Genomic DNA, 26,711 nt, shown 5'->3' with positions numbered 1-26,711 from the left:
CTCAAATCTCCCTTGCAGCCCCTGCAGGTCGGCGCCGGCGGATCGGACTGGTCGCCCTGGTGGGTGTCGGTGCGCTGGCGCTCGCTGCCACCGCCTGGGGGGTCATGTCGCGTGGCGCCACGCCCGCCCCGGTGCACAGCCTGGCTTCGCTGTCGGTGACGGCCGCCGTGCCGCGCGAAGCGCAATGGGCCAGGACGCTGGATGCCAGCGGCGTGATCGCACCCTGGCAAGAGGCCATCATCGGCGCACAGACCTCCGGGCTCAGCATTGTCCGGCTCGACGTTGCGGTAGGCGACGTGGTGCGCCGCGGCCAGCTTCTGGCCCGGTTCGACACGGCCACGCTGCGCGCCGAAGAGGCGCAATTGGTGGCCGCGCTCATCCAGGCGCAGGGCGTGACGGCGCAGGCCGATGCCAACCGCATTCGTGCCCTGCAGCTCAAAGGCAGCGGGGGCATCAGCGAGCAGGAAGTTCAGCGCTACGTCACCGAGGCCGTCACCGCCAAGGCCCAGGTTGCCGCCGCGCAGGCCCAGTTGGAGGCCAAACGCCTGCAACTGCGCCAAGCCGATGTGGTTGCACCCGACGATGGCGTGATCAGCGCCAGCATCGCCACGCTGGGCGCGGTCGCCAACAACGGCCAGGAACTGTTCCGGCTGGTCCGTCAGGGTCGGCTCGAATGGCGCGGCGAATTCACCGCGACCCAAATCGCCAACATTGCCATCGGCCAGGCCGTGACGCTGCAACTGCCCGAAGGCCTGCATGCGAAGGCCCGTGTGCGCCAGATCGCACCGCTGCTGGACTCGCGCTCGCGGCTGGGCCTGATCTATGCGGACATCGAACCAGGCAGCCTGGCGCGCGGCGGCATGTACGTGGATGGTCGCATCGCGCTCGCTCCCAGCCCCGCCCAGGTGGTACCGGCATCGAGCGTCGTGATACGCAACGGACGCAGCATCGTCTTCCGCCTGGAAAGCGCGGGGGAAGAATCCAAGGTGCAGGCCCAGGCGGTAAGCATCGGCCGTCGCCAAGGCACCGAGGTCGAGATCCTGGACACACTCGCCGCGGGTGAGCGCATCGTGGCCCAGGGCGCCGGACTGCTGGCCGACGGCGACACCGTGCGGATCGAGTTCGTTCCGGTTGGCGCACCTGTCTCCGTTTCGATGGAGGGCCAGCGATGAACTTCGCGACCTGGTCACTGCGCAACCCGACTCCGGCCATTCTGCTGTTCGTGCTGCTAACGCTGGCAGGCCTGTATGGCTTCCGGCAGTTGCCGATACAGGCCCTGCCGGACATGGACCTGCCCTCGGTCAACGTGACGCTGGCCCAACCCGGCGCTGCGCCGGCCCAGCTTGAAACCGAGGTCGCACGCAAGGTTGAGGACTCGCTGGCCCGCATCTCCGGCCTGCGCCACACCCGCACCACGATCACCGATGGCCAGGTGCAGATCCAGGCCGAGTTCGCGCTGGAAAAGTCGTTGTCCGATGCGCTGATCGAGACCAAGGACGCGGTCGACCGCGTGCGCTCGGACCTGCCGACCGAGTTGCTGCAGCCCGCAGTCAGCGCCCAGACGGTCAGTGGCAGTCCGATCCTGACCTACTCGATCAGTTCGCAGACCATGGACGAGGTCGCCCTGTCCTGGTTCGTGGACGACACGCTGAGCAAGGCACTGGTCAACGTGCCTGGCGTGGGCCGGGTGCAGCGCCTGGGCGGCGTACAGCGTGAGATCCGCGTGGACGTCGATCCGGTGCAGATGAATGCGCTGGGGGTTACTGCCGCGGATATATCCCGCGCGTTGCGCCGTACCCAGCAGGACTCCTCGGGCGGACGCGGCCAACTGGGCGGCGAAGAGCAATCGCTGCGCATCGTGGCCACCGTGCAGCAGGCCCATGAGTTGCGCGCCATGCCAGTCATCCTCGCCACCGGTGGCAAGGTGCGCTTGGATCAAGTCGCCACCGTGCACGACACCGCCGCCGAGCGCAGCCAAGCAGCGCTGCTGGATGGCAAGCCCGTCATCGGTTTCACCATCCAGCGCACCAAGGGCTTTGACGAGACCCGCATCGCCGCGGGGGTCACCCAGGCACTCCAGCAGCTCCAGGCTGAGCACACATCCCTGCAGGTCACGCCGATCTCGGGCAGCGTGGCCTACACGCTCGAACAGTTCGACGGCTCGATGGCCATGCTCTACGAGGGCGCGATCCTCGCCGTGCTGGTGGTCTGGCTGTTCCTGCGAGACTGGCGCGCCACGCTGGTGGCCGCCTCGGCGCTGCCGCTGTCGATCCTGCCGGCCTTCGCCGCCATGTGGTGGCTGGGCTATTCGCTCAACACCCTGACGCTGCTCGCGCTGGCGGTGATCGTCGGCATTCTGGTGGACGATGCGATCGTCGAGATCGAGAACATCGAGCGCCACCGGCGCATGGGCAAGTCGACCATGCAGGCCACGTCCGACGCGGTCAACGAGATCGCACTGGCGGTGATCGCCACCACGACCACCCTGGTGGTGGTGTTCGTGCCGACCACCCTCATGGGCGGCGTGGCAGGCCTGTTCTTCAAGCAGTTCGGCTGGACGGCGGTCATCGCCGTGCTTGCCTCGCTGATGGTGGCGCGACTGATCACGCCCATCATGGCGGCCAAGCTGCTCAAGCCCGGTACGCACGCCGCCAGCGAGCTGGATGGCCCGCTGATGCGTCGCTATCTGCAGCTGGCAAGCTGGTGCCTGCACCACCGCGGCAAGACCATGGCAGCGGCCGCCGCCTTCTTCATTGGCTCCATGGCGCTGCTGCCGTTCCTGCCCACCGGGCTGGTGCCGCCCTCTGATAGGGGCTTCACCACCATCACGCTGGAATTGGCGCCGGGCAGCGCTCTCAACGACACCTTGTCCGCCGCAGAGCGCGTGCGTGCGGCGGTGCGCGAACTGCCGGGCATTCAAAGCGTCTTCACCACGGTCGGCGCTGCTGAAAGCGGCGGCACCGTGCAGGTGGCCGAGGTCCGCAAGGGCGAGATCACCTTGGTGTTGTCCGACCGCAAGGAGCGCGACGTCCAGTCCGCGATCGAGCAGGCTGTGCGCCGTGTGCTGGAGAAGGTGCCCGGCGCGCGCTTCACCGTCGGTGGCAGCGGTTCAGGCGAACAGCTGCAAATGATCCTGGCCAGCGACAACGCCGGCGCGCTCAAGACCACCGTGGATGCCTTTACCCGGGAGCTTCGTGCGGGTGGCCTGTCCGGCGTGCGCAGCACCGCCAGCCTGGAGCGACCCGAGATCGTCGTGCGACCCGACCTGAACCGGGCGGCCGAGCACGGGGTGAGCAGCGCCACCATCGGCGAGCTGATGCGTACCGCCACCAGCGGCGACTTCGACTCCCAACTGTCCAAGCTCAACCTGGACAGCCGCCAGATCAGCATCCGCGTGCGTGTCCCCGACGCCGTGCGCCAGGACATGGCAGCACTCGCCAGCCTGCGCGTGGCCTCGCGCGACGGCCTGGTGCCCTTGTCCAGCGTGGCCACCTTCGCCGTGGAGAGCGGGCCAGCACAGATCGACCGCTACGACCGCCAACGCTACGTCACCGTGACTGCTGACTTGGGCAACCGCTCGCTGGGCGAGGCGTTGGCCATCGCCCATGGCTTGCCCTCTGTGCAGAACATGGCGCCAGGCGTCTCGCTGATGCAGTCGGGTGATGCCGAGGTAGCGGCAGAGCTGTCGTCCGGACTGACGCTCGCCATCGTGACCGGGATCCTGTGCATGTTCTGCGTGCTGGTCCTGCTGTTCAAGGACTTCTTCCAGCCGATCACCATCCTGTCAGCGATCCCGCTGTCCCTGGGCGGCGCCTTCATCGCGTTGCTGCTGATGGGCAGCCAGCTGGATGTGCCTTCGATGATCGGCCTGGTCATGCTGATGGGCATCGTCACCAAGAACTCGATCCTGCTGGTCGAGTACGCGGTGTTGGCGCGCCAGGAACGCGGCCTGACGGTGATCGATGCGCTGCTGGACGCCTGCCGCAAGCGCGCCCGCCCGATCGTGATGACCACCGTTGCCATGATCGCCGGCATGCTGCCGATCGCGCTGGGGCTGGGCGCGGACGCCAGTTTCCGCCAGCCCATGGCGATTGCCGTGATCGGCGGCCTGATCACCTCAACCCTGCTGAGCCTGGTGATCGTGCCGGCGGTGTTCAGCTACATCCACGACTTCGAGGCCTGGCTCGCGCGGCGCTTCAAGGCTTCCCCTGAGGCGGGACGAAGCCCAGCCCGCTCCACGCCTGCGGCCTAGCTGCAAAGAGCAATGAAATTCTTCCCCCCCATGCGTCTCAGAAAGGACCAAACCATGTCTCAACAAAAACTCTCCCGTCTCCCGCTGGCATCGTCCAAGCTGACCCTCATCTTCGCTGCTGCGCTCTGCGCCGCGTGGGTGCCGTCGGCCTTCGCGCAGGACAGTCAGGCCAAGGACAGCAGCGGCCAGTGGGCCCTGGGCTTCGGTGCCGTCGTACTCGACAAGCCCTACCGCGACTTCGATCGTGAGGTGCTTCCCCTTCCATTGGTCTCATACGAGAGCAAGTGGATCAGCGCCACCCTCCCGACGTTCGACGTCAAGCTGTACTCGACCGAAGCGCTCTCATTCCGACTGCGCACCCGCTGGTCGGGTGATGGCTACGAGGCCAAGGACTCTCCCGTCCTCAGCGGCATGGATGAGCGCAAGTCCAGCCTCTGGGCCGGCAGCGCGGTGACCTGGAAGACGGGTTTCGCAAACCTCAGCGGTGAAGTGCTGTCCGACGCCATGGGCAACAGCAAGGGCACCCGTGCCAAGCTGCAGATCGACCGGCGCTTCGCTGCCGGCAAGTTCGGCTTCACGCCGCGCCTCGCCGCCGAATGGGTCGACGACAAGTACGTCGACTACTACTACGGCGTGCGGCAATCCGAGGCCCAGGCTGGTCGGGCCTTCTATGAAGGCAAGGCCACCACGAACGTGCAGGTCGGCCTGCGCATGGACTACTCGCCGTCACGCCATCACTCGGTGTTCGTGGACGTCGGTGCCACGCGCTTCGGTAGCTCCGTCGAGGATAGCCCGCTGGTGGACAAGACCACCGGGACCACGCTCGCGCTCGGCTACGCCTACCGCTTCTGACGCTCCCTCAAACCCATCGCCATAGGCACTTGCTGCCTATGGCGCAGCAGATCTCGAAATGAAGACCATCCAATCCCTCATGCTGGCGGCGATCGTGCTGGGCACCAGTGCCTGCGCCAGCAACGCCGTCAAGCAGCAACCTGTGACCGAGCTGAACGCCGCGCCTTCCACCTCCGGTACACTGGTCGCATCCGCGGCCGCAGTGCCAGCGTCACCAACGACCATCGCGCCCCTGCCTGCCCAGGACATGGGCGCCGTTGATCAAGACAGCACTGTCAACCGCGCCATCGTGGGGTCCAACATATCGCCGGCCGACACCTCCGCCCAAGCATCGGTGGCCAGCGCCAACGCGCCCGAAGCGATCACGCAAGCCGAACCGGACGCCGAAGCGCTACACACCCAACCGCCTGTGCGCGATCCCTGGGAGGGGTTCAACCGCAAGATGCACGGCTTCAACAATGTGCTCGACCGCTTCGTGTTCCGCCCCGTGGCCGTGGGCTACGACACGATCGTGCCCGACCCCGTGCAATCAGGCGTGTCACGTTTCTTCAGCAACCTGCGCCTGCCTGTCACCGCCGTCAACCAGGCGCTGCAGGGTCGGCCAGGCCAGGCCGGACAGTCGCTCGGGCGATTCGTCGTCAACTCCACGGCCGGCATCGCGGGCGTGTTCGATCCGGCCGCCCACATCGGCCTGCCCAAGCGCGATGGCGAGGACTTTGGCCAGACGCTGGCGACCTGGGGATGGAACGACTCGCGCTATCTGGTGTTGCCGCTGCTCGGGCCGCGCACGGTGCGTGACACCGTCGCCATCGTCGGTGACCAACCGTTGTCGCCCATCGGCCAGATCGACAAATCGGGCATCGCCGACAAGCTGCAGATCGTGCAGATGGTCGATGGCCGCGCACAGATGCTTCCCCTGGACAAGTTCCGCAAAGACGCGCTCGACGACTACACCTTCGTACGTGATGCGTGGGCGCAACGACGCAATCGACAGATAGAACAGGATCTGAGCCGGAGCCGAGACTGATTGGGAAGCCGTGGGTACCGCGCCCTCTGATGGCCTGCTGTTGATCAGCATGCCATCGTCGAACGAGGAATACAAGTTGGTAGAGCGAATGCAGTTCTCGGTCATCTCGCAGTGTGGACGCACAACATGTGGGCATCGCAAACTGTGCAGCATTCTTCGGCGCCGGCGGGCTATGTCCTGCCGCTGCTGGCCGGCGGTCAGCCGGCGAACTGGAAGGGCGACGTGATCTTCCACTAGGACAAGATCGCAGCCTGCTCCCCCGACCTGCTGCTGACCATCGATGCCTGGGATCTGTCCTGAAACCTCCTGCAGGCCCCTTGAAATGACGTCCACGCTGCGGCGTTCTTGACCACGGCATTTCGCTCATGGACATCATCTGGGTTTCTTGCGCTTGACCATGACGGCTTGCAGTACAGCATCGAGTTGCGTGACGTCATGCTCATTTGCCCCGGTCATGACGAGCGACAACGGGACGCCACGGCCGTCCACGAAAGTGGGTCAACTCCAACTTCAATGCATGTTCACCGGCGACGATTTCGCATCGCCTGAAGACAACTTCAGTCCGCGCGCAGATTCGATGTGGGCGCCTGTCGGAAAGCAACCGTACTGAACCGCCCCGGGTTTGAACTGGGCCCGCCGCAACGGCCCATGATCCACAAGAGCCGGGGCAAAAGGTCAAGGCTAAGACACATGGTCCAGGTTATCGCGGCGGCGTCTGAGGTTGTACCAACTGTTGACCGCCGGCCGAAAACTCCATGTGCCTAGGAGCCGGCGGGCCAAGGACGAGCTCAGCCGAACAGCTTGTTGGCTGTTTGTGCCACGAGTTGTCCTTGGTGCCGGGCACCTTCCAACTCGATCGCGCTGGGTTGACGTTGACCTTGGCCTCCCGCAATGGTCGTTGCGCCATAGGGACTGCCACCAACCACTTCATCCAGTGTCATCTGGCCTTGATGGCTGTACGGCAGACCTACGATGGTCATGCCGAAGTGCAGCAAGTTGGTAATGATCGAGAAGAGCGTCACTTCCTGGCCCCCGTGCTGGGTTGCTGTAGAGGTGAACGCAGCGCCAACCTTGCCATTTAGTGCGCCGCTCGCCCACAGTCCACCTGCCTGATCCAGAAACGCTGCCATCTGGGCGGGCATGCGTCCGAACCGCGTGGGGGCGCCGACAATGATGGCGTCGTAATCGACCAACTCCGCGACAGTTGCAATCGGTGCGGCTTGTTCGAGCTTGAAGTACGCTGCTTTGGCAACTTCGAGCGGCACAGTCTCGGGAACACGCTTCACGTCAACAGACGCGCCGCCGGCGCGTGCGCCTTCAGCCATGGCTTGGGCCATGGTTTCCAGGTGACCGTAGGACGAGTAGTAGAGGACAAGGATTTTGGACATGAGATGCTCCTGAGAAGTGGTGGGTTGCGGGGAATGTCAAACGTTGTTGCTGCGAGCGTCAAGGCTCCAGTCGCCGGCACCCCAAGCGGCCAAGGTCAACAGGCCACCGACGACGGCAATGTTCTTGAAAAAGAGCAGTTGCTGAACCATCTGCTGCTCTGCGGGGACGCCCCAATATGCATGGAAGAAGAACGAAGCGACCAAGGTGAACCCAGCAAGGGCGAGTGCCGCAATGCGGGTTTTGGCGCCAGCGATCAGCGCGAGGCCAGCGCCGATTTCAACCATCACGGCCAGTGCTGCGGCAATCGATGGCATAGGCAGCCCAACGGAACTGATGTAGCCGACAGTTCCCTGGAATCCGGTGAGCTTGCTAAGGCCAGCAGGAATGAAGAGGGCAGCCAACAGCAGGCGCCCAGCCAAGGCTGCTGCGTTTTGGGTAGACGAAATGGTTGAAGTGGACACGGGCGTCTCCGGGTTGTTTGTGAGTTGGGACTTCATGCTATGGCCGGTGCACACCACTGATGTTGGATACTTCTGAATCGTTTGTTCGAATTATTCGAAACCCTTCCCTCTCCAATGGACCTGTGATGCGCCGCTTGACACTTGATGGACTCGAATTGCTCGATGCGATCGCCCGTTCGGGCTCATTTTCAGGCGCAGGTGTGCTCTTGAACAAAGTGACCTCGACGGTGTCCTATGCCGTGGCCAAACTTGAGAGCGACCTCAAGGTGGGTCTTTTCAATCGTCATGGTCCCCGCGTTGAACTTACGCCAGCAGGCAAGGAACTCTTGGAAGCGGGGCGCGTGCTGCTACTGGCGGCAGACGACTTGGAGTGCCGAGTCAAACGCATTGCCGACGGGTGGGAGAGTGAAATCCGTATTTCGTCGGACACCTTGATTCCGCCCATCATGTTCAGCTCATTGCTGGAGCGCTTTTGCACCGAGGCGCATGGCACGCGGGTGAAGTTGATGGGCGAAGCCATGACCGGCGTATGGGAGTCGCTGCAAGATGGGCGAGCGGACATCATCTTGGCCGTTGGCCAGGGCCCGTCGGGAGGCGGGTTCCGCACGAAGAACGTGGCCGACCTTCAGTTTGCTTTCTGTGTGTCGCCGCAACATCCTCTCGCAGAGTGGGGAGGCATTGTCCCTAGCGAAGAGGTACGCAAGCATCGAATGATCGTCGCATCCGACTCGGCTCGGCACCTACCTGCCCGAACGGTCGGGCTGCTGAGGGGGCAGCAGATCATCGCCGTACCAGACATGCGTACCAAGTATGCCCTGCAGGTGGCAGGCCTGGGGGTGGGCTTCTTGCCCCACCTGTTTGTCAAGTCTGCCTTGCAGCGCGGACTGCTCGTGGAGAAGCAGGTTGAAGAGCCAAAGCCGGACGACCAGGTGCTTTTGGCTTGGCGTACTGGTGACCCAGGTCGAGCGTTGAAGTGGTGGCGCGATGCGCTGGGTGACGCCGATGTCGTGCCCAACTTTTTGAATCGTGCGTCGCAGGCATGGGTCGCTGAGTACTGAAAGTCCAGGTGATCGCACCAAGCAGTTGCGGCCTCGGTGTTCCGCAGAAGAGGCGTTGCTAGCCGGCTGTTGCCAAAATTAACTTTCGAAAAAATCGAACACTCAGTCAAAAACGTTTCGACATAAAAGGTCATCACTCCGCCAAGAATCACTCCTGTGAAGGGATTTCAGAGGTGAATTCCCGCACAACACTGGGAATTTCCCCTCGTTCGAAAACTTCGTATATAGGAGTGACAAATGATCTCGATGATTCGCAAATTCGCCACCGCCGCTCTGGCCGTTGGCATCCTCTCGACAGTGCACGCCGAGCAGGCGCCCGGCGATGCAAAGAAACTGCTCTCGCCGCAGAACTCGGCGGTGATCATGATTGATCACCAGTCGCAGATGGGCTTTGCGGTGCAGAGCATCGACCGCACGCTGCTGACCAACAACTCGGTGGCGCTGGCCAAGACCGCCAAGGCCTTCAACGTGCCCACCATCCTGACCACGGTGGCGGAGAAGAGCTTCTCGGGCCCGCTGTTCGCTGGCGTGAAGGCTGTGTTCCCGGACGCGAAGGTCATCGACCGTACGACGATGAACTCGTGGGAAGACAAGAACTTCCGCGAGGCAGTGAAGAAGACCGGCAAGAAGAAGCTGGTCATGGCCGCGCTGTGGACCGAGGTCTGCCTGACGATGCCCGTACTCGCGGCGCTGGAAGAGGGCTACGAGGTCTACATCGTCACCGATGCCTCCGGCGGCGTCACCAAGGAAGCCCACGACATGGCGGTCACCCGCATGGTGCAGGCCGGCGCGGTGCCGATCACCTGGATGCAACTGCTGCTCGAGTACCAGCGTGACTGGGCCCGCCAGAGCACCTACGACGCCACGGTGAAGATTGCGCTCGAGCACGGCGGTGCCTACGGCGTGGGTCTGGAGTACGCCAAGGCGATGCTGGGTGCCGATGCTGGCGAAGGCAAGTCGAGCAAGAAGTAAGCACCAGAGATTGGAATCGGCTCTCCCGGGCTTGCGTCCGAGGGGGGCCGATTCCCTTCTGAATGCCACTGCGCAACGGTGCGCCACCCTGTGATGGTGGGAGCGACTCACGCATCACGGAACAACGCCATCCTGAAAGGAACCACAACCATGATGACACTCAGACGATCAGAAGACAGAGGCCACGCCAACCACGGTTGGCTGAGGTCTGCCCACAGTTTCTCGTTTGCTGAATACTTTGACCCCGCCCACATGGGTTGGGGTAACCTGCTCGTGATCAACGAAGACCGCGTAGCGCCGGGTGGCGGCTTCGGTGCTCATGGTCACCGCGACATGGAGATCATCAGCTATGTGCTGGAGGGCGAGCTGGCTCACCGGGACAACATGGGCAACGTGAAAGGCATCCCTCCAGGGGATGTACAGCGCATGTCCGCAGGAACTGGGGTTGTGCACAGCGAGTTCAATCATGCCCCTGATCGAACGACGCACTTTCTGCAAATCTGGATCCAGCCCAATCGGCAAGGCGTATCGCCAAGCTACGAGCAGAAGACCATTCCCATCGAATCCAAGCGCGGACGGCTGGCTTTGCTTGCATCTCCTTTGGGCGGCACCCATGCGGTGACAATTCATGCCGATGCCGGCCTGTATGCCGGACTGTTCGACGGCACCGAGCAGGCCAAGCTTGAACTGAATCCAGACCGGAAAGCCTATGTTCATCTGGTGCGTGGCGAACTTTCCGTGAACGGCCAGAAGCTCCGGGCCGGTGACGCGCTAAAGATCGAAGGCGAGCCCCACCTGTCTTTGAGCGATGGGCGCAACGCTGAGGTTCTGATCTTTGATCTGGCACCTTGACCAATTCTGAATACTGCTTGGAGAACGGCCAATGACCCACGTTCATGCCCCCGACCCCTCAGAACTGCAGCGAATCATTGACGAATCGCCGAGTCCGATCTTTGTCCAGTTCTCGGCATCCTGGTGCGGACCATGCAGAGCCATGGCCCCGCACCTAGAGGCGTTTGCTCAAAGCAGAGCGAACCAACTTCCCGTGATCAAGATGGACATCAACGATCACCCCGAGGTCGCCGCCCGATTCATGGTTCGAGCGGTTCCAACCAGCATGGTGCTCGACAACGGGCGCGTACTTGGCGTGCACAGCGGCGCTCTTTCTGCGGCCCAACTGGCTCGATTCGTTGATGGGTCGGTGGCAGTCCAACGGAGTTGACCATGCGGGAAGACCTGCCTTCGGGCAATACCTGGACGCAACAGATAGCCTCTGATGGAACGTTTGCACGACGCCCCACCCATTTTCATGGTGCCATTGGCGATGGCCCCGATGCTGCGCATCCGGCCGAGGCCGGGCGCTATCACTTGTACGTGTCGTTGGCCTGTCCCTGGGCACATCGAACATTGATCGTGCGCGCGCTCAAGGGCTTGGAGCATGTGATCAGTGTCGACGTGGTGCACCCTTACCTCTCCGAGATTGGTTGGTCGTTTGGAACCGATTTTCGCGGGGCTACCGGCGACACGGTCGCGTCCAGAAAGCTTCTGCGGGAGGTTTACCTTGCCGCGAACCCAGAGTTCAAGGGCGTCGTGACAGTGCCTGTGCTCTGGGACAAGCATCTGGGAACGATCGTGAACAACGAGTCGTCCGAGATCATTCGCATGCTCAACGGCAGCTTTCAGGCCTGGGCTCGCCACCGTGAAGTGGATCTCTATCCACTTCACTTGCAAAACGCCATTGAAGAAACGAATGCCTGGGTCTATGCAGACATCAATAACGGCGTGTACCGCAGCGGATTCGCACGCAGTCAAGAGGCACATGATGCCGCTGCAGACCAGCTCTTTGCGGCATTGGATCGTGTCGAGGACATTCTGACCCGCAAGGACTTCCTTTGCGGTGATGTGCTGACCGAGGCTGACGTTCGGTTGTTCGTCACGTTGATCCGCTTCGATGCCGTGTACCACACGCATTTCAAGTGCAACCGCAAGACGGTGCTCCAGTCGCCTGCACTGATGCGCTACATGGCCAACATCCATCACCAGCCAGGCGTTGCCGCCACGCTGGACTTGGAGCATGTTCGCCATCACTACTACGGTTCGCACAAGCACATCAATCCTTCCGGATTGATTCCCAAGGGACCCGATGTCCTGGCCGCTCTTGCCGGCGCACAGGCTCGCCAGGTGTCGCTGTGAAAGAGAAACGACCATGACCATAGAAGCTCGACTGCACCGCTCACAAGGCGCCCTGACCACCCTGAGCAACGGCAAACACGTTTGGAACGCTGACGTTGCCAAGACGCTGGGCTCGGACGACCTGGCACCCAACCCACATGATTTGCTCAACTCCGCTCTGGCGGCCTGCACGGCCCTGACACTGGAGTTGTACCTGCGGCGTCAGCGCTGGCCAGTCACATCACTGCAAGTCAAGATTGAACACGCCGAAACCCGCGGAGATGATGGGAAGGTCAACTACCAACTGCAGCGAGAAATCACCGTGACCGGTGACCTCACGGAGGAGCAGCGCGCGCGCCTGCTTGAGATTGCGGAAAAATGCCCGATCCACAAGGTGCTCGAAGGCGCAGTGTCAATCAACACCCAACTGAGCTGAAGCAGGAGAACTCTATGAGCAAGCTGCTTCGCCTTCGCGGTCGAATGACAGACCTCGCACCGGGTCTTCGTGTCCGCCGCGTACTGCCTGCACATGAGCGCCGGGCAGTCGGACCTTTCGTGTTCTTTGATGAATTCGGCCCCGCGACGCTGGCACCAGATGTCGATAGTGACGTTGGCGGCCACCCTCACATTGGGCTTGCCACAGTCACCTATCTCTTCCAGGGCCGACAGGTACACCGGGACAGTATCGGCAGCGTGCAGGTCATTGAGCCGGGCGCCGTGAACTGGATGACTGCCGGGCGCGGCATCGTGCACAGCGAACGGGTCCACGATGCTGATCGAGGACAGCAACGCTCCACACACGGACTTCAACTTTGGGTGGCGCTGCCGCCTGCACTGGAGCAGTGCGAGCCTTCTTTCCAGCACGTGCCTGCTGCGGACGTACCAGTGGTTGAAGTGGCGTCGGGCGTGCATGCTCGAATCCTGGTCGGAAGTGCCTGGAACCAGACGAGCCCTGTTCGCACCGCCTCAGCGACGCTGTACCTCGACGTCAAGGTGGATGCCAACGCCAGTTTCACCTTGCCGCCGCTAGCACCTGAATTGGCGGTCTACAGCGTAGCCCACGACTATTCACTGGATGGTGAGGCAGTAGCGGCAACGGAAATGGTGGTCCTTGAGACCGGCAAAAGCACCGAGATCCTGGCCGGGTCCGACGGAGCGCGTCTGGTCGTCATTGGCGGCATGCCTCTGGAACAGCCCGTTCGCATGTGGTGGAACTTTGTTTCAACACGGCACGAGCAGATCGCCCGTGCGGCGGACGACTGGGCGCAGCGGAGATTCGCCCCCATCCCGGGCGAGAGCGACCGTGTAGAGGCACCGCCCTGGCGTGACGGGTCTGCGGCACCGAAGTCCTGAGCCGCATCTGACCGTTGCGCCGCAGCCAGATGCATTCCATTGCACATAAACCAATTGAAAGAAAGATCGTGAAGCTATTTCCCGTGAGCTTGGTGCTCGCCGTGCTCGCTGCGCCGGCAAGTGCTCAGGTGATGGATCGTGCACCGCCGCAGTCTGTGCAGTTGTGCGTTAACTGCCATAACCAAACCCTGGAACAACAGGCGATGCTGGACGCACAGTTGATCCCACTGCTGGGTGCGCAACAGCCGAAATACCTGGAGAACGCCATCTTGGCTTACGCACGCAGACAGCGTGACCACTTTTTCATGCGTGGCGTGGCGGCCGGACTCAATGCCGAAGAACTAGCTGAAGTGGTCCACTACTTTGCATCTGCGCCCCGAGCCCCCGAACGTCCCAGTGCTCAAGTATTCATGCCCGCTTCGGCCGCGCAATGTGTTGCTTGCCATGGAGACTCGACCATACCGCCAGCTACTGAGGACATCCCACGTTTGGCCGGACAGCATCAGCCGTACCTTAAAGGAGCGTTCCTCGGCTACGTGCAGGGGACTCGTCGGCATCCCGTGATGCAGGCGGTAGCGACCGACGCAAAAGGAGCACCGAAGCTGCAGATGGACGAGTTGGACGCAGTCGTTCGGTGGTTTTCTGGTTTGTCTAGAGGTGTCTCAAGCAGGTAGCTTTCCGCCTCATTCTTTGAGTCCAAATCTCCTCAGTGAAGTGGGGCATTTTTGTCTCTGCACGTCCTGTCACGGTTTGTGCCGTCCAAGGATTTTCGTTGGTACCGCACGTGGTGTGTGACACACGGGCGAGTTGCCAACCTATTTTCCGACGAGGCGCGAACGGTGTTTGAATCCTCGTCAGCGGCCTGGTCAACCGCATTTAGATCGTGCGTTCAGACCCGCTCGACGATCAGCGCAATGCCCTGCCCGACTCCGATGCACATGGTGCACAGCGCGTAGCGCCCGCCCGTGGCGTGCAGCCGGTTCACCGCCGTGGTGGCCAGGCGCGCGCCGCTGGCACCCAGCGGGTGGCCCAGGGCGATGGCGCCGCCCCAGGCGTTCACGCGCTCATCGTCGTCCTGCAGGCCCAGGGTGCGCAGAACGGCCAGGCCTTGCGCAGCAAAAGCTTCGTTGAGTTCGATCACATCGAGCTGCTCCAGCGCGAGGCCGGTGAGCGCCAACACCTTCTGCGTCGCCGGCGCCGGACCGATGCCCATGATGCGCGGGGCCACGCCGGCCGTGGCCATGCCCACGATGCGGGCCTTGGGCGTCAGGCCGTTTTTGGCGGCCGTGGCCTCGTCGGCCAGCAGCAGGGCGCAGGCGCCGTCGTTCACGCCGCTGGCGTTGCCGGCCGTCACGGTGCCGTCGGGTCGCACCACGCCCTTGAGCTTGGCGAGTGTTTCGAGGCTGGTCTCGCGGGGGTGTTCGTCGGTGTCCACGACGATGGCGTCGCCCTTTTTCTGCGGGATGCTGACCGGGCAGATCTCGCGCGCGAGGTGACCAGCCTTGATCGCGGCCACGGCCTTCATCTGGCTGGCCAAGGCCATGCGGTCCTGCGCTGCGCGTTCGATCCCGTAGTCGGTGGCCACGTTTTCGGCCGTTTCGGGCATGGAGTCCACACCGTACTGGGCTTTCATCAGCTTGTTGACGAAGCGCCAGCCGATGGTGGTGTCGTAGACGGCGTTGTTGCGGCTGAAGGCGCTTTCCGCCTTGGGCATGACGAAGGGGGCGCGGCTCATGCTCTCCACGCCGCCGGCGATCATGAGGCCGGCTTCGCCGCTCTTGATGGCGCGTGCGGCCGAGCCCACGGCATCGAGACCAGAACCACACAGGCGGTTGATGGTGGCACCGGGCACCTCCAGCGGCAGGCCCGCGAGCAGGCTGCTCATGTGAGCCACGTTGCGGTTGTCTTCGCCGGCCTGGTTGGCGCAGCCGAACAGCACGTCCACCACAGATGCCCAGTCCACGTTGGGATTGCGTGCCATCAAGGCTCGCAATGGAATGGCCCCCAAGTCGTCCGCTCGCACAGAAGACAGCGCACCACCGTAGCGCCCGAAAGGGGTTCGGATGGCATCGCACACAAATGCTTCACGCATGCTGCACCTCCGCTGTAACGGTGGTAGCCAGGGCCACGTGCAGACCAAGCATCTGTTCCAGAGCCTCATGACTCAGCCCGTCCACCTTGTCCACCAACACCAGCCCCTGGGAAGTGCACTCTAAAGTGCAAAGGTCGGTGTAGATGCGCTTCACGCAGGCAATGCCGGTGAGCGGGTAGGTACATTGGTCAACCACCTTGCTCTGGCCGCTCTTGGTCAGCAGGTCCATCATCACCCAGGTTTGCTTGGCGCCAATGGCCAGATCCATCGCGCCGCCTACAGCGGGAATGGAACCCTGCTCGCCGGTGTGCCAGTTCGCCAGATCACCCTTCTCCGAGACCTGAAAGGCACCCAGAACGCAGATGTCCAGGTGGCCGCCTCGCATCATTGCAAAGCTGTCTGCATGATGAAAAAAGCACCCGCCTGCCAGCAGCGTCACGGGCTGCTTTCCCGCGTTGATGAGATCGAAATCCTCATCTCCAGACACTGGCGCAGGACCCATGCCCAGTATGCCGTTCTCGCTGTGCAGGACAACCTCCCGGCCCTCGGGTATGTGATTGGCCACCAGTGTCGGCATGCCGATGCCCAGGTTGACCGTCGCACCGTCGTGGATATCCAGCGCCACGCGCCGGGCCAAATGCTCCTTGGTGAGTCTAGTGAAGTTGCTCATGATCTTCTGCTTCCTTGTTTAGGCCACGACCTTGAATCCACCGGCCTGGGTCGCCACCCGCTCGATCTGGACGACATGCGTGACGTGAATGCCTGGAGTGACAACGGCTTCTGGGTCGAGCGCACCAAGCGGGACGATTTCGTGCACGCTGGCAACGGTGCGCGCTGCTGCGGTGGCCATGACCGGGCCAAAATTTCGGGCGGCCTTGCGGTAGGTCAGATTGCCCCAGCGGTCTCCGCGCTCGGCTTTGATGAGTGCCAGGTCCCCACGAATGGGGTACTCCAGCACATAGGGCCGCCCTTCAATGACGCGCGTTTCCTTGGGACTGCCATCCGCGTTCAAAGCCAGTTGTGTGCCAAACCCTGTGGGCGTGAAGAAGGCGCCAACGCCCGCCCCGGCCGCGCGCAAGCGCTCGGCCAGGTTGCCTTGAGGCACCAGCTCCAGTTCAATTTTCCCGCCTCGGTACAGCGCATCAAAAACATGGGAGTCGGCTTGCCGCGGGAAGCTGCAGATGATCTTGCGCACACGCCCGCTCTTGAGCAATGCCGCAAGGCCCGTGTCACCGTTACCCGCGTTGTTGTTGACGACCGTGAGGTCTCGCGCGCCCTGATCGATGAGGCCTTCGATGAGTTCATTGGGTATGCCAGCAGTACCGAAGCCGCCAATCAGAACGGTGGCTCCGTCGGGAACGCCAGCGAGGGCTTCTGCAATGGATGGGGTAATTTTGTTGATCACGTTGTTTCTCTAGAGAATGATCCAGCGGGGAACATGCGCTTAGACAATGAAGCAGCCTGCGGTTGGTAAAAATGAACCCAGAGGCAAGCCCGAAGATTCACACCACCGGATTCAAGACAAAGTCAAAAGCAAGGTCCGTCAAGCCATCCGACTGGCGAACCCAATCTGCGATGAGCGACTGGCGCACGCCAAATACGGGGTCGGCTTCCAGGTACTTGTCTCCCCGTCGAAACACATGCGTGATGAGTGTTTGGTAGCCCGGCGCCTGGATCATGAAATGCAAGTGGGCCGGGCGCCAAGCCGAGCGACGTGTCGCCTCCAGCATGTGCCCCACAGGCCCATCAGTGGGAATGGGGTAGGCCTCTGCGACGATGGACTTGAAGTCGTAGCTTCCATCGGTGCGTGAGTGCAAAACGCCTCGGGCCTGTGCATGGTCCAGGCCTTCCTTCTGCACGTCGTAGTGACCCTCGTCATCGGCCTGCCAGACATCGATCGTTGCGTTGGCAATCGCTTCACCGCTCTTCCCGCGGATGAAGCCGTGCACGTGGCAAGGCTGGCCACTGGCACCGTTGGCGATGTCCGCGCCGTTTTCATACTGCGGCGCGTTCGGCACGTGGAAGGGACCGAACACCGTGGATTCGGTACATCCTTGCGGCTTGTCGTTCTGCATCGAGACCGTCAACATCGACAGTCCGAGTACATCGCTCAGCAGAATGAATTCCTGGCGAGTGCTTGTGCACTTCTGTCCGGTCGCGGTCAGGAACTCGATGCCCTGGAACCACTCTTCTTCCGTCAGGTGCACGTCTCGTGCGAAGGCATGCAGATGCGTCACAAGCGAACTCAGTATTTCTTTGAGTCTGGGGTTCGGCGTATGGGCCAAGCGCTCAATCACCGCTTGAGTGAGGGAGTCTTGGTTCAGATGGTTCATTGCGATCTCCAGAGAAGAAATGAGGTCAGGGAAGTGAATACGCGAAGCAGAGTGCCTTGCGATTCCTCAAGGCTGCCCGGGTAACTCGAAATCAACCTGACACCGAGCAACACGCATGGGACCTACCAGCTGCTTGATGGCCAGGTGCGACGGATGGGCCTGATAGGCTTCCAGGTGTGTGCGGGAGGCAAACGCCATGTACAGCGCCACATCCCAGGCGTCGGGTGCATCGATGACGTTGGATCCGACATGCATGTGCAGAAGCCCTGGCACTTCGGGTCGAGCCGCTTCAAACGCCTGCACCATCAACTGGGCCTGTTGTTTGCGCGCTTCTGCAGTAGCACCGTTGAGGCGCCAAGTCACGATGTGAGCGATGCCTGGGACGTTGTGGCTCATGGATGTGCCCCCCCAAGGAGCAGAGAGGTACGAACGTTGAGGTCGGACAACATGGACGCAAACATGGCGTCAGACTTTCAGCAAGTGGCGTGAGGTGGGGAACAGGGTCCAGCCCCAACGCTGCTGGGCAAAGCCCCACAGACCCTGCTTGAAAAAGATCGTGACGACGATCGCGAGCAGGCCAAGGCCCATCAGGTACCAGGTGCCATAGTCGCTGAAGGCCTTGTTGAGCGCCCAGAAAATCAGAGCGCCGACGAGGGGGCCTTCAATCCGTCCAATGCCACCGATCACCACCATGAAGATGGCAAAAGCTGTCCAGTTGACGCTGAAGGCTGCGTCGGGGCTGATGCGCAGATTGCCCACGAAATAGAGAGCGCCCGCCAAACCGGCACCAAATGCCGCTACGGCATAGACCGCGAGCTTCATTCGATCGACCGCGATGCCCTGCGATCTGGCCGCGACCTCGTTGTCCCGAATGGCCAGCAAGGCCAGCCCCTGCTTGCTGCGTAAAAAGAGGTAAACGAGGCTGATGGCGGCCACCACACAAGCCAGCGCCATCCAGTAGGTGACCGACTCGCGGGTCGCTTTGTCGATGCCCCGCAGAGCAGTCAACGTGGTGCCCGATCCACCGCCCACAGCCGACATATTCGCAAATGTGAGCCGAAACACCTCAGCGATTACCCAGGTGCCGATGGCGAAGTAGCCGCCTTGTAGCCGGAAGGCGACCCAGGCCACCGGGACAGAAATCAGCCCGGCGACCAGACCACCCAGTCCGATGGCCACGAAGGGATTGACGCCCAGGTGGTTTCCCAAAATCAGCATCACATAGCCACCCAGGCCGAAGAAGGCCTGTTGGCCGATGGAGACCATCCCGCCATAGCCGGCCAGCAAGTTCCACATCATGGCAAAGATGAAGTAGCACGCGATCTCGACAAACTCGCGCATCCAGCTGGACTCGCCCCACCAAGGCAGGCTCGCGGCCAGGACGACGATGGCCAGCGCTGCAATCAGCAAGACCTGGCTGCCTCGGGTGCCGCGAACGATTGTGTAAGACATGTTCATGTGAGGGACCTCATCAACCACGGGTTTTGGGGAACAGACCCTGCGGACGCACGACCAGCACCACCAGGAACATCACATGCCCCCCCCAGATGCCCCAACCGGGGTCCAGACGGAAACCCACTTGCTGGGTAATGCCCAGCAACATGGCGCCGGCCAGCGTCCCCCAGAAGCTGCCCATGCCGCCGATGATCACGGCCTCAAAGGCAAAGAGCAGCAACAAGGGACCATCGGATGGCGAGAAAGTCGTTCTCATGCCTTGCAGGGCACCCGCCACCGCGACGAGGACAAACGCGAGGGCCGTGGCCAGGGCATACACCTTGCGTGCGTTGAGCCCCATGAGTTCGGAGATCTCGCGGTCGTCGGAGACGGCCCGGAACGAACGGCCAATGGCCGTATGGCTGAAGAGCCACTGCAGTCCTGCGGTCGCGAGGATCGACAAGGCGAATATGAGCAATGGCAAGGCACCCAGCGAAACGTCGTAGGTCACTGCCCAGCTCAGGGTGTTGAAGCCATCGGTTTCGATCGAACGGGGGTCCGCCGAAAACAATTCGAGCAACAGGTTCTGCAAGACGATGGACAGACCAAAGGTCACCACCAACGATGGCAAGGGGTCCTTGCCCAGAGTCCCGTTGAGGACATAGCGTTGCAGGACGTAGCCGCAGACCCAGGCCATGGGCAGCACAGCGATGAGGGCGAACCAGGGAGAAAGTCCCAGGGTCACCAGCGCAAACGTCGAGAACGACCCCAGCATGATGAAGTCACCATGGGCGGTATTGGTCAGTCGCATCACGCCAAACATGAGCGAAAGACCGAGGGCGAACAAGCCGTAGAGGCCCCCAAGCAAAAGGCCTTGCAGAAGCATTTCCACGGTCAGACTCCAAAATAGGCTTGAGAGATCTGCTCGCGCGTCAGGTCGCTGGACTCGCCCTGCAGCGAGACCTTGCCTTCCTGAAAGCAGTACAGACGCTGCGACGCGTTGCGAGCCATCGTCACGTCCTGCTCAACGATCACCACCGTCATGCCCTCCGCCGTGATGGCGGGCATGGCGTTGTAAATCTCACGGATCACGATGGGCGCCAGGCCCAGAGAAAGTTCATCGCACAGAAGCACTTCCGGGTTGCTCATGAGTGCCCGACCGATGGCCACCATCTGCTGCTGTCCGCCGGACAACGACGTTCCGGGCAGGTGGCGCTTTTCCTGGAGGATGGGAAACAGCTTGAACAAGCGATCCAGGCTCCACGGTCCTTTGCGTCGTGCGTTGGCGCCCATCAGCAAGTTTTCCTCGACCGAGAGTGAGGGGAACAGGCGGCGCCCCTCGGGCACCATGGCCAGGCCCTGGCTGACTATGTGTCCCGGAGGCAAACCGCCGATGGCTTTTCCCTTCCACATCACAGACGATGCGGGTGTCTTGACCAAGCCGGTCAGGCACTTGAGAAAGGTGGACTTGCCGGCACCGTTGGCACCAATGATGGCGACCAGCTCTCCCACGTTCAGCTCGAAATCGATGCCAAACAGCGCCTGTGCATCACCATAAAAAGCCTTCAGCGCGGAAGTTTGAAGAATTGCGCTCATGTCAGGCCTCCAACCCCATGTACACACGCTGGACGTCGGGGTTGCTCATCACATCGTTCGGTTTGCCCTCGGCCAGCTGCTGACCGAAGTTGATGACAAAGAGCCTGTCGGCCACCGACAGCAGTGCATGCACGACGTGTTCGATCCAGATCATGGTCACGCCACTCGCCTTGATGCGCTTGAGTTCTTCGACGAGCTCGTGGGATTCGTGCTCGGTGAGGCCGCCAGCGATCTCGTCCAGCAGCAGGAGCTCTGGCCCGGTCGCAAGGGCCCTCGCCAACTCAAGGCGCTTTCGATTGAGCAGGGTCAGCGACCCCGCCGCCTTGTTGGCGTGCTGCATCAGGCCGGTCTGGTCAAGGATGCGAACAGCGGTATCCCACGCCATGCGCTCACTCTGACCGCCTCCGAAACTGGCGGCCGTCACCAGGTTTTCGAACACGCTCATGTTTCCGAACGGTTGTGGCACCTGATAGCTCCGGCCGATTCCCCGCCGGCACCGCAAGTGGGGCGGCAATGCTGTCACATCCTCACCTGCGTACTCCACCCGTCCGGCGTTCACGCTCACATCACCCGAAATCAGGTTGAAAAGCGTGGTCTTTCCGGCGCCGTTGGGGCCCAGGATTCCAAGGGTTTCGCCCTTGGTCACAGACAACGTGATGTTGTCTGTGACCTTGATTGCCCCATAGGACTTGCTGACGGCGTGGAGAGCGAGCAGTGGCATGACGGCGTTACCTCTGGGCTCAGTTCAGCTTGAGAGCGCCACCCACCGGGATCGCTTTTGCGGCATCGTTGTTGACGATGGTCAGCTCGTACTTGAACTTCTTTCCCTTGCTCCACTGGCCCAGCACCAGAGGCGTCTTGCTCACGTTCTTGAACGGGCCTTTCCCGCCCCACGCGACATCGCCCACCACGGTCTTGATCTTGGTCGCGGCCACCGCGTCACGCACGTCGCCAGCTTTGAGCGACTTGCTGCGCTTGAGGGCGTCGGATGCGACTTCGAAAAGCGCATGGGCAAAACCGATGGGTTGGGTCCACTGCTTCTTTGTGCCAGCTTCGTACGCCTCGGCCAGTGCCTTGGCACTTTGGCTGGTCAGACTGGAGGTGAAGGGGTGGGAAGGGCTCCACCACACCTCGGTTGACAGGCCTTCACCCAGGTCTCCGAGCGCTTCGATGGCGCCAGGAAACAGCAGCGCCTTGCCCAGCGTGACGACCTTGGGTTTGAACCCTTGCTGCTTGGCCTGGGTCAGGAAGGTCTTGGCATCGGGGGGAATCACGACGCCAGTCACGATCTCGACGCCAGCACGCTTGAACGCGGCAATCTGTGCGCTGAAATCCTGAGTGCCGTTCTGAAAACGACCGGTATCGGTCAGGCTGAAGCCCATTTGCTGCAGGGGCTTGGGGAATCCCAACTCCTTGTCGCCCCACGCGTTGCCATCACCATCGTTCGGGAACAGACCACCCACCTTTTTGTTGGTCGACACGGACTTCCAGCCATTGGTGTAATTGGCGATCACATCTTCAAGACCCCAGAAGATGTGATAGGTCCAGTCAAAGCCTTTTGCCGGGTCGCCCTGACGTCCAAAAAACCATGGCTGCCATGGCACAACACTCGAAATGCAAGGGATTTCGTTGAGCTCGGCGGCATCGCTGACGGGGTTCGCGGTCTCGGGTGTTCCGGCCGTGAGGATCAAGGCCACCTTGTCTTTGAGGATCAGGTCGTTCGCGACCTCCCCCGCCCGGTTGGGATTGGACTGGCTGTCCTTGAGAACAATCTCAACGGCATGTTTTTTTCCGCCGATGACGATGCCGTCCTTGAAGGCAGCCTTCATCTGCTCGATGACCCATTTGTCGGCTTCACCAAAGGGCGCGAGCGGACCCGTCTGCGGCGACACATAGCCGATCTTGACGGTGTCTGCGGCCCATGCCCATGGGGCGGCACCGATGGTTGCGGCTGCGACCAGGCTGTGGGTGAATGTTCTGCGTGCGATTTTCATGGTGTTGTCTCCTGGAGTTGTTGGTGGGAATGCACACGGCTAGCCAACGGGTCTCACGCCTTCGTAAGCGTTTTGCAGCAACTGCCGCAGCGGACCTCGTTCAAGCGGACGGGGATTGGGATACTGGTTCTGCATGGCGATGTCACAGGCCTTGTCCAGGTCCTCCTCGCGCATGCCGATATCACGGAGTGCGACCGGGGCGCCGTTGTAAAGCGCCAGGTTGTAGACCGCTTGCGGGCCGGACTGCGCATCCAAAGCTCGCGCGATGCGCTCCATCGCCTTGGGCGCAGCCGCAGCGTTGTAGGCCAGCGCATGGGGCAACACGATGGTGTGCGTTTCGGCATGGGGCAGATTGAAGCTGCCACCCAAGGTGTGGCAGAGCTTGTGGTGCAGCGCCATGCCCACATGCCCCAGCACCGACCCGCACAGCCAGGCGCCATAGAGCGCGTCACTTCGGGCCTCGGCATCGGCCGGCTTTTGCTTCAGTAGTGGCAGCGCCCGTCCGATCGCAGCGATGCCCTCTTCCGCCAGAAAGCTCATGATGGGATTTCCATCGTGTGCGTACAGTCCTTCCGCTGCATGTGCGATCGCATTGATGCCGCTGCTCACACTCATGCCAATGGGCAAGCCAAGGGTCAGCTCAGGGTCATAGATGACGGTTTTTGGCAAGACACGAGCATCTTTGCCGGTCTTCTTGAGCCCCGATTCGGTGATGCCATAGATCGGCGTCATTTCCGAACCTGCATAGGTCGTCGGGATGGCCAGGATCGGCAATCCCGACTCCAGCGCGATGGCCTTGCCCAAGCCGGTCGTTGATCCACCGCCAACGGCGACGGCACAATCCGCACCCAGCCGTTGAGCGACATCCCGAGCTTCACGGGCGGTCTCTATCGGCACGTGCATCACCGCGCGGTCGAACAGTCCCGCCGAGCGGTCACCCAGCAAGTCCGAGACCTGTTGAGCCAGTGTCACCTGTTCCGGCGTGCAGAGTACGAGCGCTCGGGTAGCACCCAGGGCCTCCACTTCCTGTCGGACTTGCTGCAGGCTGCCGCAGCCAAAGATCACCCGGGACGGCAGAGCGCTGTAGATGAAGGAATGCATGGTCGTCGCGCCAATCTGGTTCAACGGGGGTAGTGCGGCGCCAGCTGGGCGTCCACATTGACCCAGACGCTCTTGACCTGGGTGTACTCGCGCATGGCATCAAAGCCCATCTCACGCCCGTAGCCAGAGGCTCCAACGCCACCGAACGGCGAACCCGGGTTGACGCGCTTGTAGCAGTTGATCCAGACCATGCCGCTCTTCATCTCGCGGGCAAACTTGTGGGCTCGTTGCAGGTTGTTGGTCCACAGGCCGCCGCCCAATCCGTATTCGGTTCCGTTCGCGATTTGCAGCGCTTCCTCGTCGTTCTTGAACGTGATCACCGTGACAAAGGGGCCAAACACCTCCTCCTGAGCGACGCGATCTTTCCAGGAGCCAGCGCGTACGACAGTCGGTTCGACATAGCACCCCGTGGCCAGATCACCGCCTGGTGCACGACCACCGGCCAACAACTCACCGCCTTGCTGAAGAGCGATATCAACGTAGGCCAGAACCTTGTCGCGGTGCAACAGACTGGTCACCGGCCCCATCTCGGTGTTCGGGTCCAGCGGGTTGCCAAGCCGGATGCTCTTTGCCAAGGGAATGAACTTCTCCAGGAACGCGTCGGCGATTTTTTCGTGCAGCACCAGGCGCGAGCCGGCGATGCAGGCTTGGCCCTGGTTGTGGAAGATCGCCCAGGCAGCGCCATTGACCGCAGCCATGAGGTTGGCGTCTTCGAACACGATGTTGGCGCCCTTGCCGCCCAGTTCCAGCTGCACCTTCTTCAGGTTGCCTGCGCTCGCTTGCACAATGCGGCGGCCCGTTGCGGTGCTGCCGGTGAATGCCACCTTGGAGATGCCGGGATGTTCCGCAATGTATTGGCCAGCGACCGAACCCAGCCCTGGAACAATGTTGACGACGCCGGCTGGCATTCCAGCCTCAGCCATGAGCTCGGCGATCTTCAGCGAGGACAGCGGCGTGATTTCGGCCGGCTTCATGACAACGCAGTTGCCTGCCGCCAGTGCCGGCGCCATCTTCCAGCTCGTGAACATCAGCGGGAAGTTCCAAGGGACCACCTGGCCCACCACACCCACCGGCTCACGCAAGGTGTAGTTCAGAAAGCCCGCCTCCACGGGAATCTGCTCGCCCTGAAACTTGTCGGCCATACCGCCGAAATAGCGGAAGGTCACAGCGGTGCGAGGCACGTCAAGCATGCGCGAATCCCGGATGGGATGCCCCGTGTCCAGCGACTCCAGGCGGGCCAGTTCTTCCGCGTTGGCCTCGATCAGATCGGCCAGCTTCAGCAGGATGCGCCCACGGTCCATGCCCGACATGCGGCTCCACGCTGGCAACGCCTTTTCGGCGGCGGCCACGGCCTTGTCCACATCGCTTTTGCCTGCCATGGACACCTCGGTGATGATCGAGTTGTCGTGCGGGTTGAGGGTGGCCAGCGTCTCGCCCGATTCGGCGTCGACAAACTGACCGTTGATGAAGAGTTGGTGGCGTACAGGCGTGCGCAGGCCTGCCGCGGCTGCAATGTCTGCGAGGTTCATGAAGACTCCAGTCCCGCCGGAGCGGGGTATTACGAGGATGTTTGGGGAGTCAGAACGTGACAGGCACTTCGGGGGCCTCGCCGTTCTCGATTTCGTAGACCAGCTTGGGCGAACCGTTCTCCCAAACCAGCAGCATCGAGCGTTTGGGGCTGAAGCCCTGGTGGCGGCAGTAGGCCGGCATGGCCGCCATGTCGCCCGCTTTCATGATGACCCGCGCGAGTGGTTTGCCGGTGTTCTTGTCGGCGCAGTCCCAGTCGATCGAATCACTCATCTGGAAGAACCATTCGACGCGATCATTCGAATGCATGATCGGGAGGATGTGCTCTTCCGTGGTCGGGCACATGTAGCTGTGCTTGACCACGCTGGTGAACGATGGATTCCAGGTGACCTGCGAACGACTCAGGAAGGCGAAAAGGTTGAATGCATGCACCTCGCCTTCGAAGCCTGGCTCGGGATGCAGCTCAGGCTCGTCTTGAGGAACGTCGGCAAACTGCCGGTTGACCGGGGCGCCACGCTCGTCGGTGCGCAAGGCCAGATCACCTTTCAAACCTACGCAGCGGGTAGCCAGTTCCCGCGCACGGGTGATGGCCGCACGGTTGTGGCCATTCTTGCGGCCGTAGGCCGATCCCGTTTCCTGCGGAGCAGCAAAGGGATCAAAGGTGGCATTGGTCCAGTCGTCCAGCATGTTCTCAAAAACACGGCGGATCTGCTCGGTCGGAAAGTTTTCCAGAATGTCCACGCCGGCAGACTTCATGGTGCCGTTGAAGTGGCCGGCTTGCAGGTCCACTGAACTGTAGTGATTCACCGTCCCGATCACGTCGTCGAAGTTCACGCCACCATAGAAGAACCCCCAGGCCACATCCCTCATCAGTGCGCGCAGGAATTCACGCACGTCCATCGTGTGCGAGAGGGGACGACCATCGCGTGTGGTCCAGGAGACGTGTGCGAAGTATTCGTCGCGCCGGAAACCAAATGAGCCGAGCCGGAATTCTTGGTAGCCCAACACGGGGTCGGGCTGGGAATGGATGGCTTTGGCGATTTCTGCATGTGCGTTCATGATGTCGGTCTTTCAATCGTTGGGTTGCGGCAAGTTGGG

The 26,711-nt window shown here is 61.9% G+C and carries 27 protein-coding genes and 1 pseudogene; 12 read left to right on the top strand and 16 right to left on the bottom strand.

What is annotated here, in order from left to right; all coding sequences use genetic code 11:
• Positions 1-59 precede the first annotated feature (59 nt).
• From KIH07_RS06410 to KIH07_RS06395, 4 genes are read left to right on the top strand one after another with little or no spacing between them, the layout of a single operon-like run.
• Complete coding sequence (locus KIH07_RS06410; RefSeq protein ID WP_226491173.1) at positions 60-1,172, top strand: efflux RND transporter periplasmic adaptor subunit; 1,113 nt, start codon at positions 60-62, stop codon at positions 1,170-1,172.
• Complete coding sequence (locus KIH07_RS06405; RefSeq protein ID WP_226491172.1) at positions 1,169-4,252, top strand: efflux RND transporter permease subunit; 3,084 nt, start codon at positions 1,169-1,171, stop codon at positions 4,250-4,252. The genes KIH07_RS06410 and KIH07_RS06405 overlap by 4 nt, the downstream gene beginning before the upstream one ends.
• A gap of 54 nt (positions 4,253-4,306) precedes the next feature.
• Positions 4,307-5,104, top strand: coding sequence for a MipA/OmpV family protein (locus KIH07_RS06400; protein WP_226491171.1), 798 nt, complete (start codon positions 4,307-4,309; stop codon positions 5,102-5,104).
• Positions 5,105-5,162: 58 nt separating this feature from the next.
• Positions 5,163-6,131 carry a VacJ family lipoprotein gene (locus KIH07_RS06395; protein WP_226491170.1) on the top strand — a complete coding sequence of 323 codons (969 nt, stop codon included), beginning with the start codon at positions 5,163-5,165 and terminating at the stop codon, positions 6,129-6,131.
• A 378-nt stretch (positions 6,132-6,509) separates the two neighbouring features.
• Here the strand turns inward: KIH07_RS06395 and KIH07_RS06390 are convergent.
• The 3 genes and pseudogenes from KIH07_RS06390 to KIH07_RS06380 form a co-directional block, all read right to left on the bottom strand.
• A pseudogene (locus KIH07_RS06390) lies at positions 6,510-6,620 on the bottom strand (IS5/IS1182 family transposase); the annotation flags it as partial.
• A 299-nt stretch (positions 6,621-6,919) separates the two neighbouring features.
• Positions 6,920-7,519 carry an NAD(P)H:quinone oxidoreductase gene (gene wrbA / locus KIH07_RS06385; RefSeq protein WP_226491169.1) on the bottom strand — a complete coding sequence of 200 codons (600 nt, stop codon included), beginning with the start codon at positions 7,517-7,519 and terminating at the stop codon, positions 6,920-6,922.
• A 36-nt stretch (positions 7,520-7,555) separates the two neighbouring features.
• Positions 7,556-7,981 (bottom strand): DoxX family protein, encoded by a 426-nt coding sequence (locus KIH07_RS06380; protein WP_226491168.1) that lies wholly within the window; start codon positions 7,979-7,981, stop codon positions 7,556-7,558.
• Positions 7,982-8,040: 59 nt separating this feature from the next.
• On the opposite strand from KIH07_RS06380, the gene KIH07_RS06375 reads away from it, so the two are divergent.
• The 8 genes from KIH07_RS06375 (at position 8,041) to KIH07_RS06340 (ending at position 14,210) form a co-directional block, all read left to right on the top strand.
• On the top strand, positions 8,041-9,039 hold the full coding sequence (locus KIH07_RS06375) for a LysR substrate-binding domain-containing protein (RefSeq protein ID WP_226491167.1): 999 nt from the start codon (positions 8,041-8,043) through the stop codon (positions 9,037-9,039).
• A 237-nt stretch (positions 9,040-9,276) separates the two neighbouring features.
• Complete coding sequence (locus KIH07_RS06370) at positions 9,277-10,011, top strand: hydrolase (RefSeq protein WP_226491166.1); 735 nt, start codon at positions 9,277-9,279, stop codon at positions 10,009-10,011.
• A 150-nt stretch (positions 10,012-10,161) separates the two neighbouring features.
• The gene (locus KIH07_RS06365; RefSeq protein WP_226491165.1) at positions 10,162-10,863 is read left to right on the top strand and encodes a pirin family protein; all 702 of its coding nucleotides are present in this window, start codon (positions 10,162-10,164) and stop codon (positions 10,861-10,863) included.
• A gap of 31 nt (positions 10,864-10,894) precedes the next feature.
• Positions 10,895-11,233: a thioredoxin family protein gene (locus KIH07_RS25535; protein ID WP_226491164.1), complete on the top strand. Its 339-nt coding sequence runs from the start codon at positions 10,895-10,897 to the stop codon at positions 11,231-11,233.
• A gap of 2 nt (positions 11,234-11,235) precedes the next feature.
• Positions 11,236-12,204, top strand: coding sequence for a glutathione S-transferase family protein (locus KIH07_RS06355; protein WP_226491163.1), 969 nt, complete (start codon positions 11,236-11,238; stop codon positions 12,202-12,204).
• Between the two features lie 13 nt (positions 12,205-12,217).
• Entirely contained in the window at positions 12,218-12,619 is a 402-nt protein-coding gene (locus tag KIH07_RS06350; protein WP_226491162.1) for an OsmC family protein, read from the top strand.
• 14 nt (positions 12,620-12,633) lie between these two features.
• Complete coding sequence (locus KIH07_RS06345; RefSeq protein ID WP_226491161.1) at positions 12,634-13,536, top strand: pirin family protein; 903 nt, start codon at positions 12,634-12,636, stop codon at positions 13,534-13,536.
• 29 nt (positions 13,537-13,565) lie between these two features.
• Positions 13,566-14,210 (top strand): c-type cytochrome, encoded by a 645-nt coding sequence (locus KIH07_RS06340; RefSeq protein WP_226491160.1) that lies wholly within the window; start codon positions 13,566-13,568, stop codon positions 14,208-14,210.
• Positions 14,211-14,425: 215 nt separating this feature from the next.
• Here the strand turns inward: KIH07_RS06340 and pcaF are convergent, their stop codons facing one another.
• The 13 genes from pcaF to KIH07_RS06275 form a co-directional block, all read right to left on the bottom strand.
• On the bottom strand, positions 14,426-15,628 hold the full coding sequence (gene pcaF, locus KIH07_RS06335) for a 3-oxoadipyl-CoA thiolase (RefSeq protein ID WP_226491159.1): 1,203 nt from the start codon (positions 15,626-15,628) through the stop codon (positions 14,426-14,428).
• A complete protein-coding gene (locus KIH07_RS06330; protein ID WP_226491158.1) occupies positions 15,621-16,298 on the bottom strand; it encodes a 3-oxoacid CoA-transferase subunit B in 678 nt (225 codons plus the stop codon). The genes pcaF and KIH07_RS06330 overlap by 8 nt, the downstream gene beginning before the upstream one ends.
• A gap of 18 nt (positions 16,299-16,316) precedes the next feature.
• Positions 16,317-17,033 (bottom strand): 3-oxoacid CoA-transferase subunit A, encoded by a 717-nt coding sequence (locus KIH07_RS06325; protein ID WP_226491157.1) that lies wholly within the window; start codon positions 17,031-17,033, stop codon positions 16,317-16,319.
• 97 nt (positions 17,034-17,130) lie between these two features.
• Complete coding sequence (locus KIH07_RS06320; protein ID WP_226491156.1) at positions 17,131-17,961, bottom strand: intradiol ring-cleavage dioxygenase; 831 nt, start codon at positions 17,959-17,961, stop codon at positions 17,131-17,133.
• Positions 17,962-18,027: 66 nt separating this feature from the next.
• Positions 18,028-18,357 carry a Dabb family protein gene (locus KIH07_RS06315; RefSeq protein ID WP_226491155.1) on the bottom strand — a complete coding sequence of 110 codons (330 nt, stop codon included), beginning with the start codon at positions 18,355-18,357 and terminating at the stop codon, positions 18,028-18,030.
• A 69-nt stretch (positions 18,358-18,426) separates the two neighbouring features.
• The gene (locus KIH07_RS06310; RefSeq protein WP_226491154.1) at positions 18,427-19,419 is read right to left on the bottom strand and encodes a branched-chain amino acid ABC transporter permease; all 993 of its coding nucleotides are present in this window, start codon (positions 19,417-19,419) and stop codon (positions 18,427-18,429) included.
• A gap of 13 nt (positions 19,420-19,432) precedes the next feature.
• Positions 19,433-20,281 (bottom strand): branched-chain amino acid ABC transporter permease, encoded by an 849-nt coding sequence (locus KIH07_RS06305; RefSeq protein WP_226494634.1) that lies wholly within the window; start codon positions 20,279-20,281, stop codon positions 19,433-19,435.
• An 8-nt stretch (positions 20,282-20,289) separates the two neighbouring features.
• On the bottom strand, positions 20,290-20,991 hold the full coding sequence (locus KIH07_RS06300) for an ABC transporter ATP-binding protein (protein ID WP_226491153.1): 702 nt from the start codon (positions 20,989-20,991) through the stop codon (positions 20,290-20,292).
• A gap of 1 nt (position 20,992) precedes the next feature.
• Positions 20,993-21,712, bottom strand: a complete 720-nt coding sequence (locus tag KIH07_RS06295) for an ABC transporter ATP-binding protein (protein WP_226491152.1) — start codon at positions 21,710-21,712, stop codon at positions 20,993-20,995.
• Between the two features lie 19 nt (positions 21,713-21,731).
• Entirely contained in the window at positions 21,732-22,985 is a 1,254-nt protein-coding gene (locus KIH07_RS06290) for an ABC transporter substrate-binding protein (RefSeq protein WP_226491151.1), read from the bottom strand.
• A gap of 39 nt (positions 22,986-23,024) precedes the next feature.
• On the bottom strand, positions 23,025-24,086 hold the full coding sequence (locus KIH07_RS06285) for a maleylacetate reductase (protein WP_226491150.1): 1,062 nt from the start codon (positions 24,084-24,086) through the stop codon (positions 23,025-23,027).
• Between the two features lie 20 nt (positions 24,087-24,106).
• The gene (locus KIH07_RS06280; RefSeq protein WP_226491149.1) at positions 24,107-25,615 is read right to left on the bottom strand and encodes an aldehyde dehydrogenase family protein; all 1,509 of its coding nucleotides are present in this window, start codon (positions 25,613-25,615) and stop codon (positions 24,107-24,109) included.
• 49 nt (positions 25,616-25,664) lie between these two features.
• Complete coding sequence (locus tag KIH07_RS06275; protein WP_226491148.1) at positions 25,665-26,672, bottom strand: hydroxyquinol 1,2-dioxygenase; 1,008 nt, start codon at positions 26,670-26,672, stop codon at positions 25,665-25,667.
• Positions 26,673-26,711: the final 39 nt, after the last annotated feature.

This window comes from Hydrogenophaga taeniospiralis (assembly GCF_020510445.1).
Taxonomy (GTDB): Bacteria; Pseudomonadota; Gammaproteobacteria; order Burkholderiales; family Burkholderiaceae_C; genus Hydrogenophaga.
Note: the sequence above shows the minus strand (reverse complement) of the source record. Positions and strands in the feature narration are given on the sequence as shown.